Raw genomic sequence first — 13487 nt, 5'->3', positions numbered from 1 at the left:
CGGAAGGGGTGTGTGATGACTGCCCCGGACTTCACCAAGGCCACCTGGATCACGAGCAGCTACAGCGGCGGTAATGGCGGTGACTGCGTCGAGGTCGCGTTCGTACCGGCCGACTGGCGTGCGAGCAGCTACAGTGGCGGCAACGGTGGGAACTGCGTCGAGGTCGCGCTGACCGCGCGGGTGCCTTCCGTCGGTGTGCGCGACTCGAAGGACCGCGACGCCGGTTACCTGGCCGTCCCCTCCCCCGCCTGGCGTGCGTTCCTGCGCGGCGTCACGCCCTCGTAAGCCTGCGTGACCCGCGCCCGCTGAGTCGGCGGGACCGCTGCGCCGTGCGGGTTGGCGGGCATGCGAACGCCTTCTCCGGTATCCCTGCTGTGCGGCTCATAGCTATCGCCGGGCCGTGACCAGGTGAGTAGGTGTGGTGAGCGCGCGTACTGGGGGCGCGTCGTGGTCAGGTGAGATCGAAGGCGCTGCGGATCGCCTCGGCCAGGCCGGGTTCTTGCCGCGGCAGGAAGTAGCCGACTTGGCGTCCGAGCGTCGTGGCGGGAACCGTGACGATGTTGTCGCAGCTGACCACGCAGTCGTGGTCGAGCCCGTTGTCTCGCCCCACCGGCACCTCGGTCGACAGCCCGCGGGTAGTCGTGGTGATCGGGGCGACGGTCACCCGCGTGAGGTGCGGGCGCACCAGTTCGCGAGTGAGCACCAGCACGGGGCGGGATTTGTCCAACTGCGCGATGTGGATAGGCCGCATCAGCCCAGGTCATCCAGGGGGGTCTGGGCAGCGAACCGCGCGAGATCGTCCAAGTCGGCATCCGGGCCTGTTCGCGCCAGGATGGCGGCGTCCCGAGCGGCGATCTCCCGACGTCGTTCCCGTTCTACTGCCTGGCCCACAAGCTCGGCCCTGCTTGCGGCCTCGCCGTGCGCTACGGCCTCGTCGATGAATTCCACCAACTCGTCAGGAAGCCGTATCGCAATCTGCTTTGTCATACCGCTATGGTACCCATTACGGGATTCAATTGCGAATCAGCGTTCAGCGGACTCGGTGTGCGCGACTCGAAGGACCGCGACGCCGGTTACCTGGCCGTCCCCTCCCCCACCTGGCGTGCGTTCCTGCGAGGCGTCACGCCCTCGCAAGCCTGCGCGACGCGCCGAGGTCGGTGCGCAAGTCCCGTCCTGTCTGCGCACATCACGGCTCGGCAGGCCCGGTGACTGGGACTTCCGATTCGACCAAGCCGGATGGGGAGCGTGGCTGCGATGATGCGGCGGTGATTAGCAGACTCGTTTCTTACGCAGACGGAGATGATATTGCCGCGTCCCGCGACTTCTACGTCGAGGTGTTCGGGCTCGAGGTAGCGATGGAAGACCCGGTGCTGGGCTTGCGAGCGCCCACCGGCCCCACGGGACAGGTCGTCGTGCTGCCACGCGGGATGGAGGATCCGCAGCCCCGCTTCGGGATCGACGTGGGTGATCCGGCAGCGGTCGACGCGGCCCACGCCGAGGTCGTGCGCCGTGGCTCGCGTGTGGTCTACCCGCTCACCGACGAGCCCTGGGGCGTGCGCCGCTTCTTCGTGGAGGACCCCAGCGGCACGGTCGTCAACGTGCTCGCACACCTGCCCTGACCGGACGTCATGGGACCGGCTCGTCCCCGGTCGTTGGACCGCACGTGCGGGCGGGGATGCGGGCTGTCTCGACGTGACGACCGCGATACCGGCTGGCCGGTGACTTTCCGAGAAGAGATCGGTCAACCTCGGTGACCGATCTCTTCGACGAAGGAGCGTGACGATGCACAGCCGGAACAACGAGACCGTTGAGCGCTACCTCGACGGTTTCCGTCGCACTGACCATGCGCAGATCCTCGGCTGTTTGACCGACGACATCAGGTGGACGGTTTTCGGCGCGTTCCGTATCGAGGGGAAGGCCGCTTACGACGCGGCCATCGAAGGTCCGGGATTCGCTGGGAGTCCCGACCTGGAGGTCGTGCGCCTGGTCGAGGAGGATGACACGGTCATGGCCGAACTCGTGGGGCGCGTGCCGCAACAAGACGGATCCGTGCAGCGCATTTCGACGGCCGAAGTCTTCGTGATGCGTGACGGACTCATCTGTGAGCGGCGTGCCTGGGTCGTCCCACTCCACGAGGACGACGTTCAGTAGCCGGTCGCCGCCCGTGTCCCGTGGAAATCGGCACGCCTCCGGGTGTCGAGAATGTGGCGTCGGCTCCGTCCCAGGGGCGAGAGTGGCCACGACGGGCCGCGCGACGAAGAAGGAGAACTGTCATGAAGTACCTGCTGCTGAAGCACTACCGAGGTGGCCCGGCCCCCGTTGGTGACTTTGTGCCGATGGACCAATGGACGCCGGAGGAGGTCGACGCGCACGTGCAGTACATGAACGACTTCGCCGCTCGGTTGGAAGAGACGGGTGAGTTCGTCGACGGGCAAGCGCTGGCGCCCGAGGGCGCGTTCGTGCGGTATGACGGCGAGGGGCGGCCACCGGTGACCGATGGCCCGTTCGCCGAGACCAAGGACCTCATCGCCGGCTGGATGGTCATCGACGTGGAGTCCTGGGACCGTGCTGTCACGCTGGCCGGGGAGCTGTCGGCCGCTCCAGGGGCAGGCGGCGAGCCGATCCACGAGTGGCTCGAGGTGCGCCCGTTCCTGTCCGAGCAGCCCACGGTGACCGAGTGAACGAGTCGCTGCTGCGGGAGCTGGTGCCTGCGGTGATCGGTGTCCTCGTCCGGCGTGGAGCCGACTTCGCGTCGGCCGAGGATGCCGTGCAGGAAGCTTTGATCCGTGCGCTGGAGACATGGCCGGACGATCCACCGCGCGATCCGAAGGGATGGCTGGTCACGGTCGCGTGGCGCAAGTACGTCGACGCCGCCCGCGCCGTGGCGTCCCGGCGGGGACGGGAGCTTGACGTGGAGGTCGAGCCCCCGCCGGGCCCGGTGCCGGCCACGGACGACACGCTGCGGCTCTACTTCCTGTGTGCGCACCCCACACTGCCCCCGGCCTCGGCCGTCGCCCTCACACTGCGGGCGGTCGGTGGCCTGACGACGCGCCAGATCGCGACGGCGTACCTCGTTCCCGAGTCGACCATGGCGCAGCGGATCAGCCGGGCCAAGCGGCGGATCGCGGGGCTGCGGCTCGACCAGCCCGGCGACCTGCCGACGGTGCTCCGGGTGCTCTATCTCGTGTTCAACGAGGGGTATGGCGGGGACGTCGACCTGGCGGCCGAGGCGATCCGCCTCGCCCGTCATCTCGCCGCCCTGACCGACGAGCCCGAGGTCGCGGGGCTGCTCGCGCTCATGCTGCTGCATCACGCGCGGCGCGCGTCGCGCACCGGCCCGGGAGGTCGCCTGGTGCCGCTCGCCGAGCAGGACCGCTCGCGCTGGGACACCGGCCTGATCGCCGAGGGGGTGATGATCCTGCAGGCGGCGCTGGCCCGTGACCGGCTGGGCGAGTACCAGGCGCAGGCCGCGATCGCCGCCCTGCACGCGGACGCCAGGAGCACCTCCGAGACGGACTGGGTACAGATCGTGGAGTGGTACGACGAACTGCTGCTTTGCACCGACAGCCCGGTGGTGCGGCTCAACCGCGCGGTGGCCGTCGGCGAGGCCGACGGGCCGCAAGCCGGCCTGGCGGCGCTGGCTGACGTGGACCCCAACCTGCCCCGTTACGCCGCGGTGACGGCATACCTGCACGAACGTGCCGGTGACCTCGAGCGCGCCGCCGAGCTGTATGCCGAGGCTTCCCGCGCCGCGACCAGCGTGCCGGAGCGCGACCACTTGACCCGCGAAGCCGCACGGGTACGGCAACTGTTGCTGCCGTGAGCGGGAGGGCTCCGACCAGCGCTTGGGTCGGGGCCGTAGGCGGGTCGACCCTCGGAAGTATTGGTCGCGGTGCTGTTGTCGACTTCTTCACACCGCACCCGGAGGAGGAAGAGCTGTACCCGGATCTTCGGTGTTACGACACACGCTAGGCACACCAAGAAGCGACGAGGCTGATCCATGACCGCAGAGGGCGTCCCGATGGAGTTTCCGAATCTGCCGTCGAGACCTGATCCGCAGTCGGGTGAGCCGTTTCCGCCTGCGGGGAGGGCGTTTCGGGGTCCGGATGTGTTGCCGGAGGAGGATCGTTATCGGGATCTTCGGGTGTCGGCCAAGCCGGATCCGCCGTCGGGGTTGGGGCCGGTGTTGGCGTGGCATCGGGGGAATGCTCGGCGGAAGGTGCTCGCTGGGGCTGTGCTGGCTGGGATGACGGCCGCTGGGTTGTCGTTGGTGTCGCTTGCGCAGGGGGATGGTTTGGGGATCTGGACGTTCTGGTTTACGTGGTTGCTGGTCGTGGTTGCTGCGTTGATCGGTGCTCGGCCGGGGACGTATGAGGTGGATGCTGCTGGGGCCGATTGGTTTCAGCGGGAGAAGGTGTGGTTTCGCCTTGTGCGGCAGAAGGAGTTCGTGAACCTGTATGAGTTGACGCGTATCGATGTGGGGTATCGGACTGGGGGTACGCGGATCCTGGTGTTGTCGGATGTGTTGTCGACGGTGCGGGCTCCCCTGATGGATTTCCAGATGGATCGGCGTATGTGGGATCTGGTGTATAACGGAATCCTGCATTCGGTCGCTGGTGGGGCGCGGGTGAACCGGAATGCCTGGCGAGAGCTGGAGCTGGATCAGGTCGACGGGCTGAGCACGCGAGAAGGGACGGTGCAGCAGTTCCTCGAACCCGACCGGCGTGCCCGGCGCACCGAGGCACAGGAGTTGCTGGCGGAGAAGCGGCAGGAGGCCGAGGAGCGGGGAGACTCGCCGCTGGAGAAGCTCATCCCGACAGCGACGCTGAGCGACGAGCAGGTACGCGGCGTCATGCGTGACCAACGAATGCGCTGGCTACTGGAAACATTCGACCTGAGCCCTGACTCATCGATCGAACTGGTTCGCCAGAAGTTTCCGGAAGTCAACAAGCACACGGTTCCTGATGAGACGTCGTCGCCCAACGCAGTGGACGAGTCCAGCGACGGCGGCGATCACTCGTGAGTGGTGCTGCTCGGCTTGTCGTGTTTCGTCCGGTTGCTCGGACCACCCGCCGTCGCTAGTCTGGCGTTCACGCTCGACTGACCGGAAGGACACGGTATGGCCGCCACACCCGACGTGCGTCCGGTCGGGGATCTCCCGGACGAGATCGGCAAGACGGCCGCCCGCGAACTCTCCCTCAATGGCATCACCAGCCTGCAGCGGGTGGCCGACCATTCGAAGAAGGAGCTGCTGGCCATCCACGGCGTTGGCCCCAAGGCGATCGCCATCCTCGGCGAGGCGCTGGCGGCGAAGGGCCTCGATGACAAAGGGAGCTAAGCGACCTAGCGCCTGCTGAACCGGATCGCGTTGACCGACCGGCCGGACGGCCGCTCAGCTGAACTGCACGGAGCGTTTGGCCAGCCCGTACCAGTAGCCGTCCACGGTGGTCGTCGCCGACGCGCTGTCCGAGGCTGCTCCGAGCGAGACGAACAGCGGGGCGAAGTGTTCGGTGCTCGGATGCGCCAGCCCCGGCGCCGGGGCGGTGTGCAGGAAATCCAGCAGACTGTCCACGTCACCGGCGTGCAGCGCCTCGGCTCCCCACTCGTCGAACTCGGCAGACCAGCTCGGCGGGGCGACGTCGCTGCTGCCGCCCATGTCGATGCGGCTGAGGTTGTGGGTGAAGAAGCCACTGCCGACGATCAGCACGCCCTCCTCGCGCAGCGGTGCCAGGCGCTCGCCCACCGCGTGCAGCGCGCTCGGGTCGAGCGTGGGCATGGACACCTGCAGCACGGGCACGTCGGCGTCCGGGAACATCTCCACCAGCGGCACGTACGCGCCATGATCGAGTCCCCTGTCGGGCGCGTCACGCACCGCGTGCGCACCCCCGACCAGCTCGCGGACGCGGTCGGCGAGCTCGGGCGCACCGGGGGCCGGGTAGGTCACCCGGTAGAAGCGTTCCGGGAAGCCCCAGAAGTCGTACACCAGCGGCCGGGTCGTGGTCGTACCGATCGTCAGCGGTGCCTCCTCCCAGTGCGCGGAGATCATCAGGATCGCGCGCGGCCGGGGTAGCCGCGCGGACCAGGCGGCCAGCTCGGCCTTCCAGGTGGCGTCCTCGGCGAGCGGGGGTGCTCCGTGGCTGAGGTAGAGCACGGGCATGCGGTGCGGAACCATCACCAGCTCCTTAGTTGAAGATTCAACTACAACTATACACCGTGCTCGGGCTCACCCGGAGGGACTCGTCAGCTATCCGCCAGCTGGGCCTGCCACATCCAGTGCGACTCCTCCAGCTTGGCGGCGAGCGCGATCAGCAGGTCCTGGGTGACCTGGTCGGTCTTGTCGGTCTCGTCGATCCGCGCGCGCAGCCGGTGAATGGTCGTCTCCAGGCACCGCACGATGTACTCGACGACGTCCCGGTCGGCATGCCAACCCGCGTCGAGCTTCGGCAGGTTCGACTCCCCGGCCACGGTGCCGGACCGCCCGTCCGGCGGCACACCGAGGGCGGCGCTGCGCTCGGCGACACTGTCCGCGTAGTCCCGCGCGGTGGTCACGAGCTCGTCGAGCTGGAGATGGACATCGCGGAAGAACCGCCCGACCACGTTCCAGTGTGCCTGCTTGGCCGACAGGTGCAGGTCGACCAGCTCGACCAGCGTGTCCTGCAGGGCCTTCCCGGTGGCATCGCGGTCAGCGCCGTTCAACGCGCCGGTGATGCGTTCCTTCGGAGTCACGACCGTCGCACCTCCTCGTCGATTCGGATCCGGCTACTGCCGGGGTACCCAGCGGGCCGGCTGGTTACGCCGATGGTGGCCGGTGCGGGCCGCGGCAGCGAGCCGGTCTCGCGCGTCCGGGTGAGCGGCTCGCAGGCGATCAGGGGACGCCGCCGAGCACGTCGTCCGGGTTGGCGCTGGCATAGGCGTCGATACGGCCCTCGCGCAGCGCGCTCCACAACCGGGAACCACGTTGCTGGTCGAGGTAGACGACCGACTGCTCTCCCTCCCTGCCGGTACCGGCCACCGGGGCGGTCAAGAAGGTCACGTTGTGCGAGCGCAACGATCGCAGCTCCAGCACGAGCGAGCGCAGCCTGCTGTTGGTCAGGGTGTCGTCGACACTGACCCACCGGGACACCGTGTCCAGCAGCTCGTAGGCGCGCGTGGGGCTGCGCATCGTCTCGCCGGACATGGCCTCGCCGAGCAGCGCGCGCAGCGCCCTCTGGTGCCGCCGTACCCGGTCCAGGTCCCCGTGTGGAAGGTCCTTTCGCTGGCGAACGTAGGCGAGGGCTTCCTCCCCGCCGAGATGGTTGACACCGGCCTCGAACTCCACTCCCTCGTAGCTCGTCGCCGACTCGACCTCCACCTCGATACCGCCCACCGCGTCGGTCATGCCTTCGAACCCCGCGAAGTCGATGACCGCGAAATGGTCGATGCGCACCTCGGTCAGCTCCTCCAGGGCGTGCACGAGCAGGCCGGGACCACCGTGGGCGAAGGCCGCGTTGATCTTCGTGTGCCCGTGTCCCGGAACGGGAACCCAGGAGTCCCGCGGGATCGAGACCACCGTCGCGCTCTCGCCGTCCGCCTCGAGGCGCACCACCACGATGGCGTCGCTGCGCGCACCCCCGTCGAGGGCCGACGAGCCGGTGGCTTCTCCCCCCGTCGTGGGCTCTGTGGACCGGGAGTCGATCCCGGCCAGCAGGAACGTGCGGGCCCCGTCGTCGGACCCTTCGGCAGGCTCGGGCCGTTCGTCCGGGTCGAGCTCGTCGAACACCGAGGGCACCCGTTCCACGTTTCCGGCAAGGTTCTCGCTGATCAGGTATAGCCCACCGGCGGCACCACCGCCGAGCACCAGCAGGATGGCGACCAGGACGAGCGCGACCCTGCGGGTCCGGCGAAGGCGCTTGCGGGGCTTCGGCCGCTCGGTGCCGTCGTTGTCGCTGTCGGTGGATGCGCGTTCGGCCATGCCCGGACCTTCCGTGCTCGTGGCGCACCCGGTCGGCTTCGACGGGCGCGCGGGACGGTTCGTGAACCGGGCTTATCGGCCGAACGGTTCGAAACGCAACGGTTCAGGCGAATCGTTATCGGTCCGGCGGCCCGGAGGGCCGGTCAGTGGTGCGCGGGTCGCGCGGGATCACCCTCCGGCCGAACCGTCGGCCGGGTACACCTCGGGCAGCCCGAACGTCTCGAACAGCCTCAGGTCGAAGAACGTCACCACGTGCCCGACGGCCTCCCCGGAGAACTCGAGCACCTGGATCTGGAAGGGGTGGAAAGCCCCGTCCGTGGCGTCGCGCATGTACACGCCGAACGCCGGCCGGCCGTTCGAGTTGGTGCGGATCAGCCGCATGTCGTCGGGCCCGGCCGGGCACTGGGAGTCGATCACCCTGCCGATGTTCTCGGCGCCGACGAACCACTCGGGGTACGGCGGCATCTCCCATACCGCCTCCGAGGTGAACAGCGAGACGATCTCGTTGATGTCCTTCATCTCGAACGCGGTGACGTACCGGTCGAGTAGGTCGCGCTGTTCGGGGCTGAGTGGCTCCGGCTTGCTGTCCAGATCGGGAGCGACCTTGGCCAGCTGCGCACGGGCACGTTGCAGGGAACTGTTCACCGCGGCTGTGGAGATGTCCAGCAGGTCGGCGACCTCGGCGGCGCGCCACTTCAGCACATCCCGCAGGATCAGCACGGCCCGCTGGCGTGGTGGCAGGTGCTGCAGGGCGGCGACGAGCGCCAGGCGCACGCTTTCCCTGGAGACGGCCACCGCGGCGGGATCGGCTCCGTCGGAGTCGATGGCATCGTCCGGCAGCGGCTCCAGCCACGGCACTTCCGTGCGTTCGGACAGCTCGGTTTCCGGCTCCGGACTGGGGCCGCCGAGGCCGGTCGGCAGGGGACGGCGGTTACGCGACTCCAACGCGGTCAGGCAGGTGTTCGTCGCGATCCGGTAGAGCCAGGTGCGCACGGACGAACGCCCCTCGAACGACCCGTACGACCGCCACGCCCGCAGGTACGTGTCCTGCACGAGATCCTCGGCGTCGTAGACCGACCCGAGCATCCGGTAGCAGTGCGCGAGCAACTCGTGCCGGTACGAGTCGGCCTGGGACAGGAACTCGTCCTTCTCCGCTACAGCTGTCATGGCGTTCGCTCCCCTTCACGCCGAAACGCAACGTGTCAACGCGAGCCTATGCCAAGAACGTCCGGAATGGGACCGCTTTTCGCAACGAAGTCCGGGGGCATCGTGACCGCCCGCCGCTGCACCGTGTGTGCGAGAGGGGAAACGTGGTCAGAAGCCCTGGGCGAGGTCGGCGAAGCGGCTGTAGTGCAGCTGGTGAGCGACCGTCACCGTGCTCGTCGGTCCCGCGCGGTGCTTGGCCAGGATCAGGTCGGCCTCGCCCGCACGAGGGTCGTCCTGCTCGCTGGCGTCCGGCCGGTTGATCAGCAGCACGATGTCGGCGTCCTGCTCCAGCGAGTTGTGCACGGCGACGCCGTTGGCGACGAAGTTGTTCGTTCCGGGGACCGTGGCGTCATACACCTCTTGCTGGCCAAGACTGGTGATCTCGGCTATCTCGTCCCAGAACACGTCGTTCGTCGCGAGCAGATCCAGCTCCGCGTCATCGAGCACGGCAGCCGCCCGGGCAAGCCGCGACCGGCTGGGAGCGTGCTTCCACATCGTGGAGCCACAGAACCGCGAGCTCATGGCCTCGGCGAACTCTCGGTGCGTCATCTGCCTCGCGGCAAGCAGGGTGCGAACCCTCTCCCACACCTCGCGCGGGACGGTATCGGAGTTGGTGTTACCCACGATTGACCGCAGCTTCCGGACGATCTCGTGCGCGACCAAGCCGCGCGCGCCGTGCACACCAACCTCCTCCAGGAACCGCAGCTGGTTGTCGGCACCGTAGACGTACAGGTGCCAGCCGTCGCGGTAGCCCGGCTTGTGGACCCGCTTGATGCGGCTGAGCACGCCCACACGGAGCAGGAGCTGAGAGACGTTGTCGACAAGTCTCCTACTGGTCGAGGCGTAGTAGATACGTGCCTGCCCTGCGGTGTCGTCCCAGCGCGCCGATCCGTCGGTGGCCCACAGGTGGTGCAGGAACAACGCGATCTGTTCACGGGGCAGTTGGAAGACAACGTCTGGCACGAACTTCTCGTGACTACGCAGGCCGAACAGGCCGAGTTGGTCGAGCCAGGACGCGATCGGGTTCCTCTTACCGTGTGTGAGCCGGTGCGGTGACGGCAGGCGCAGCGAGACGCATCGCGCCTTCGCGTGCTCGTCCCGGACCGCCGTTACCCCGAAGTGTTGCGCGGCGTCGCTGACCGCATTGAGGTTCGCTTCGTCGACGCTGGCATAGCGGATCGGCTGTCGGCGAACGAAGGACCCGTCACCGATCAGGTGCGCCAACATGACTATCTCGGGATGCGGGAGTTCCCGTTGCTCCAGCGGTTCCGGCACGCTCCGGGGCACAGCGATCCGATCTCGTTCCGTGAGCTCCCCGAGGGGCAACCATCCGTCCACGGTGAGGAACGGGTGATTCGCGCTCGCCTCGACCTCGCGCCCGGACGTTGTCCGTAATCGGAAGACCTCCTTGGTGCCGCTGGGAAACACCTTCGGCATAGCCCGCGGCACAAGACGCATCCGTTCGTCGAGCGACCAGACCACCGGGCGTTCGCCGGAGTCCAGTAGCTCACCGATCGTCGTTTCCGTCCCCGTATCGGCGCGCAGTATCCGGGTACCGCGCGTGAGGCAGCCGGACTCGCGCAGGTCGGCGAGCATGGGGCGCTTGTCGGTCCGCTGTTCCGGACCACGGTTGAGCTGGCTGATCGCCACCAGCGGTACCTCGAGCTCCTTGGCGAGCAGCTTGAGCTGCCTGGAGAACTCGGAGACTTCCTGCTGCCGGGACTCGACGCGCTTGCCGGAGGTCATCAGCTGCATGTAGTCCACGACGATCAGTTGCAGGTCGTGCCGCTGCCGTAGCCTGCGCGCCTTGGCCCGGATCTCCATCATGGTCATGTTCGGCGAGTCGTCGATGAACAGCGGAGCCTCGCTGATCTCGCTCATCCGCCTGGCCAGCCGGGTCCAGTCGTCGTCGCTCATCCGGCCACCGCGCATGTCCTGCAGGCGGATCTTCGCCTCGGCGGAGAGCATGCGCATGACGATCTCGGTGCGCCCCATCTCGAGCGAGAAGATCACGCTGCTCATCCCTTGCTTGATCGAGCACGACCGCGCGAAATCCAGCCCCAGCGTCGAGTTGTGTGTCGGAATCATCGACCGCCCGGCCAGGTACATGTGGTCCTCGGCTGCCACCTCTACGCACCGCACTGGTTCGCTGGCGATAGGTCGAACATCCACGATGAACCGTGAGTCCGAGCGAGCTGTGTCGGCGGCCCTGCGACGTTCCTTGTGTGTGATTCGCTTGCGTTCCAGGCGGAAGACGTCGTCCTCAGTGCTGAAGGTGAGCTGATAAGCGATCGAGGAACTCTCATCCCGGCCGCGCACGCGTTTCGTCGCCGTGCCGCAACGGTAGCCGAGGCTGACGATGAGCTCACGGGCCTGCTCGGCGAGGCGGTGGTTGGTTGTCGTGAACTGAACAGCACCACCGCCGCTCACCGTTCCGTCCGTGTCCAGGAGGCCGGCCAGGAGGGCACGACGCTGTTGCTCGGAACCCCGCAGGTAGTCAGCCGGGACGTGCTTGTTCCCCAACACGTTCATGGAGCGCAATACAGCCTGCACTGTGCCGTGTTCATGACGGCATTGCTGGCACAGTCGACCCCCCGAGGACGGGCGGCCGCAATCGGGACACGTTGGTGGAGGAACTGGTGGCGAGATGAATCGGGCCCGGCCTCCGCACGAGCGACCGCAGGTTCGGACCTGGCTCGTTCGCGGAATGAACTCCGTACCGCAGACGACGCACTCCCGGGTGTTGGTGACGGGCTCAGGCGCCGGGAAGCAGAGGCGGTACAGCAAATCGCCGCACGGCACGACATCGATGCCCTCGGCTTCTACGTGACAGGTAATCTCCGGATCCGCCGTTGTGAACCGCGCACTCGCTGCATGACCGTCACCGAGCCACACCCCGAGTACATAGGGGGGGATGGGGACGTCTCGCTGAGGTAGTTGCATCGGTCGGCAGTTGATGACCGAATGGTTGAGGCGGCGATCGGCGGTCACACAGCGAAGGGTTGACGCGATCTCGCTGGTCGTCCGGACCTCGGCGAACGTTCGCTGGTTCTTGTAGCGGTTGTACCCCGTACGCGCCTGCTGAGCGCTGCGTCGGGACGCGCGTGTCTCAGTGAGCCATTGATGCTGTGCGTCGGCCACGAGAACCGAGCCGTCCGAGAACTCCACTTCGTAACACGGCCGCTCGCGCAGCACGTCGGTCGCGTCGACAACCCGTGTCGGCCGCCCGTCGGCGCCGATCAACTGGTCACCGACGGCGACCTCACCCATGGTCGTCCAACCGTCCGGTGTCGGTAGCGGAGTGGAGAGCGCGAGAGCCTTGCCGACACCCGGGCGCGCCGCGATGATGACCATCTGCCCGGCGTGCAGCCCGTTGGTGACGTGGTCGAGATCGGCGAAGCCCGTCGCTATGCCCTCCGCCTGGCCGCCGCGCGATGCGATCGCGTCGATCTCGTCCATGGTGGGCTGGAGCAGCTCCTCCAGCGCCACGTAGTCCTCGCTCGTGCGGCGCTCGGTGACCTCGTAGATGGCTGCCTGCGCGCGGTCGACGATCTCGCTGACGTCGTCACCAGCGGTCTCCGATGCCCCGTAGCCGAACTGCACGATCCGCGTGCCCGCCTCGACCAGCCTGCGCAGCACGGCCTTGTTGGACACGATCTCGGCGTAGTAGGCGGCGTTGGCCGCGGTCGGCACCGTGGCGATCAGGGTGTGCAGGTACGGGGCGCCGCCCGCGCGCCCCAGCTCGCCCCTGCGTTCGAGCTCGGCGGACACCGTGATCGGGTCGGCAGGCTCGCCACGCCCGTACAGGTCGAGCACGCACTCGTAGACAGCCTGGTGCGCCGGCCGGTAGAAGTCCTCGGGCCGGAGGACCTCGACGACATCGGCGATCGCGTCCTTGGACAGCAGCATCCCGCCGAGCACCGACTGCTCGGCGGTCACGTCCTGCGGCGGTTGCCGGTCGAAGCCGTTGCCCCCGGAATGGCCGGACGGCCCGCCCGGGCCGCTGTCGGAAGTGGCGAAGTCCGCGCTGCGGTCATCGGTGAGCGCCACGGGTACAGGCACCTCCTGTGCTATCGAACGGAAGTTCGATTGTTCCAGCTCGCCTGAGTCGCGGCCAGCGTAGACACACGACGGACTCCACAGTCTCCAGTTCGTATGCCGGACCCTTCACCGCTGCCGGCCGATCGGGCCCGTCGCGGGGCGTCCTGCCGGTCGAGATGCGGAGAACTCTCGGGATCCCCAGGCGATCGTCGGGTCGTTCCGCAAGCACGTTACGGCGTTGTGCTGGCCCGGTGCAAAGCCGCTTGTGGAGCTTGCTGTGCACTGCCTG

Annotated in this window: 15 protein-coding genes; 8 read left to right on the top strand and 7 right to left on the bottom strand. The window is 67.8% G+C overall.

Annotated elements, in window-relative coordinates; genetic code table 11:
- The first annotated feature begins 15 nt into the window (after nt 1-15).
- Entirely contained in the window at nt 16-285 is a 270-nt protein-coding gene (locus tag H0B56_RS00405; RefSeq protein WP_180890922.1) for a DUF397 domain-containing protein, read from the top strand.
- A gap of 166 nt (nt 286-451) precedes the next feature.
- On the opposite strand, the gene H0B56_RS00400 is transcribed toward H0B56_RS00405, so the two are convergent.
- Complete coding sequence (locus H0B56_RS00400; protein WP_180890921.1) at nt 452-751, bottom strand: type II toxin-antitoxin system PemK/MazF family toxin; 300 nt, start codon at nt 749-751, stop codon at nt 452-454.
- Nucleotides 751-987, bottom strand: a complete 237-nt coding sequence (locus H0B56_RS00395; RefSeq protein ID WP_180890920.1) for a ribbon-helix-helix domain-containing protein — start codon at nt 985-987, stop codon at nt 751-753. Before H0B56_RS00395 ends, H0B56_RS00400 begins: the two co-directional genes overlap by 1 nt.
- Before the next feature lie 6 nt (nt 988-993).
- On the opposite strand from H0B56_RS00395, the gene H0B56_RS00390 reads away from it, so the two are divergent.
- The 7 genes from H0B56_RS00390 to H0B56_RS00360 all read left to right on the top strand — a co-directional run bounded on the left by H0B56_RS00390 (nt 994) and on the right by H0B56_RS00360 (nt 5338).
- Nucleotides 994-1209 carry a DUF397 domain-containing protein gene (locus H0B56_RS00390; RefSeq protein WP_180890919.1) on the top strand — a complete coding sequence of 72 codons (216 nt, stop codon included), beginning with the start codon at nt 994-996 and terminating at the stop codon, nt 1207-1209.
- A gap of 56 nt (nt 1210-1265) precedes the next feature.
- Complete coding sequence (locus H0B56_RS00385) at nt 1266-1619, top strand: VOC family protein (RefSeq protein ID WP_180890918.1); 354 nt, start codon at nt 1266-1268, stop codon at nt 1617-1619.
- Between the two features lie 163 nt (nt 1620-1782).
- Entirely contained in the window at nt 1783-2151 is a 369-nt protein-coding gene (locus tag H0B56_RS00380) for a nuclear transport factor 2 family protein (protein ID WP_180890917.1), read from the top strand.
- Between the two features lie 122 nt (nt 2152-2273).
- Nucleotides 2274-2681, top strand: a complete 408-nt coding sequence (locus H0B56_RS00375; RefSeq protein WP_180890916.1) for a YciI family protein — start codon at nt 2274-2276, stop codon at nt 2679-2681.
- The gene (locus H0B56_RS00370) at nt 2678-3823 is read left to right on the top strand and encodes a DUF6596 domain-containing protein (protein WP_180890915.1); all 1146 of its coding nucleotides are present in this window, start codon (nt 2678-2680) and stop codon (nt 3821-3823) included. Before H0B56_RS00375 ends, H0B56_RS00370 begins: the two co-directional genes overlap by 4 nt.
- Nucleotides 3824-4000: 177 nt before the next feature.
- Nucleotides 4001-5023: a hypothetical protein gene (locus tag H0B56_RS00365; protein WP_180890914.1), complete on the top strand. Its 1023-nt coding sequence runs from the start codon at nt 4001-4003 to the stop codon at nt 5021-5023.
- Between the two features lie 96 nt (nt 5024-5119).
- Nucleotides 5120-5338: a helix-hairpin-helix domain-containing protein gene (locus H0B56_RS00360; RefSeq protein ID WP_180890913.1), complete on the top strand. Its 219-nt coding sequence runs from the start codon at nt 5120-5122 to the stop codon at nt 5336-5338.
- A 54-nt stretch (nt 5339-5392) separates the two neighbouring features.
- Here the strand turns inward: H0B56_RS00360 and H0B56_RS00355 are convergent, their stop codons facing one another.
- The 5 genes from H0B56_RS00355 to H0B56_RS00335 all read right to left on the bottom strand — a co-directional run bounded on the left by H0B56_RS00355 (nt 5393) and on the right by H0B56_RS00335 (nt 13066).
- The gene (locus H0B56_RS00355; protein ID WP_180890912.1) at nt 5393-6172 is read right to left on the bottom strand and encodes a dioxygenase family protein; all 780 of its coding nucleotides are present in this window, start codon (nt 6170-6172) and stop codon (nt 5393-5395) included.
- 68 nt (nt 6173-6240) lie between these two features.
- Nucleotides 6241-6726, bottom strand: a complete 486-nt coding sequence (locus tag H0B56_RS00350; protein WP_180890911.1) for a ferritin-like domain-containing protein — start codon at nt 6724-6726, stop codon at nt 6241-6243.
- A 139-nt stretch (nt 6727-6865) separates the two neighbouring features.
- Nucleotides 6866-7951, bottom strand: a complete 1086-nt coding sequence (locus H0B56_RS00345) for an LCP family protein (RefSeq protein ID WP_180890910.1) — start codon at nt 7949-7951, stop codon at nt 6866-6868.
- 168 nt (nt 7952-8119) lie between these two features.
- Nucleotides 8120-9118: a sigma-70 family RNA polymerase sigma factor gene (locus tag H0B56_RS00340; protein WP_180890909.1), complete on the bottom strand. Its 999-nt coding sequence runs from the start codon at nt 9116-9118 to the stop codon at nt 8120-8122.
- A 147-nt stretch (nt 9119-9265) separates the two neighbouring features.
- A complete protein-coding gene (locus H0B56_RS00335; RefSeq protein ID WP_246360800.1) occupies nt 9266-13066 on the bottom strand; it encodes a replicative DNA helicase in 3801 nt (1266 codons plus the stop codon).
- Nucleotides 13067-13487 lie beyond the last annotated feature (421 nt).

The sequence above is a fragment of the Haloechinothrix aidingensis genome, assembly GCF_013450155.1.
GTDB lineage: Bacteria > Actinomycetota > Actinomycetes > Mycobacteriales > Pseudonocardiaceae > Haloechinothrix > Haloechinothrix aidingensis.
The sequence above is the reverse complement of the archived record's forward strand: the minus strand, read 5'-3'. Positions and strand labels throughout refer to the sequence as shown.

Bases quoted from the DNA above. Each gene is read 5' to 3' on its own strand.
- H0B56_RS00405 (WP_180890922.1), top strand. From the start codon at position 16: ATGACTGCCCCGGACTTCACCAAGGCCACCTGGATCACGAGCAGCTAC.
- H0B56_RS00400 (WP_180890921.1), bottom strand. From the start codon at position 751: ATGCGGCCTATCCACATCGCGCAGTTGGACAAATCCCGCCCCGTGCTG.
- H0B56_RS00395 (WP_180890920.1), bottom strand. From the start codon at position 987: ATGACAAAGCAGATTGCGATACGGCTTCCTGACGAGTTGGTGGAATTC.
- H0B56_RS00390 (WP_180890919.1), top strand. From the start codon at position 994: ATGGTACCCATTACGGGATTCAATTGCGAATCAGCGTTCAGCGGACTC.
- H0B56_RS00380 (WP_180890917.1), top strand. From the start codon at position 1,783: ATGCACAGCCGGAACAACGAGACCGTTGAGCGCTACCTCGACGGTTTC.
- H0B56_RS00375 (WP_180890916.1), top strand. From the start codon at position 2,274: ATGAAGTACCTGCTGCTGAAGCACTACCGAGGTGGCCCGGCCCCCGTT.
- H0B56_RS00365 (WP_180890914.1), top strand. From the start codon at position 4,001: ATGACCGCAGAGGGCGTCCCGATGGAGTTTCCGAATCTGCCGTCGAGA.
- H0B56_RS00360 (WP_180890913.1), top strand. From the start codon at position 5,120: ATGGCCGCCACACCCGACGTGCGTCCGGTCGGGGATCTCCCGGACGAG.
- H0B56_RS00355 (WP_180890912.1), bottom strand. From the start codon at position 6,172: ATGGTTCCGCACCGCATGCCCGTGCTCTACCTCAGCCACGGAGCACCC.
- H0B56_RS00345 (WP_180890910.1), bottom strand. From the start codon at position 7,951: ATGGCCGAACGCGCATCCACCGACAGCGACAACGACGGCACCGAGCGG.
- H0B56_RS00340 (WP_180890909.1), bottom strand. From the start codon at position 9,118: ATGACAGCTGTAGCGGAGAAGGACGAGTTCCTGTCCCAGGCCGACTCG.
- H0B56_RS00335 (WP_246360800.1), bottom strand. From the start codon at position 13,066: ATGCTGCTGTCCAAGGACGCGATCGCCGATGTCGTCGAGGTCCTCCGG.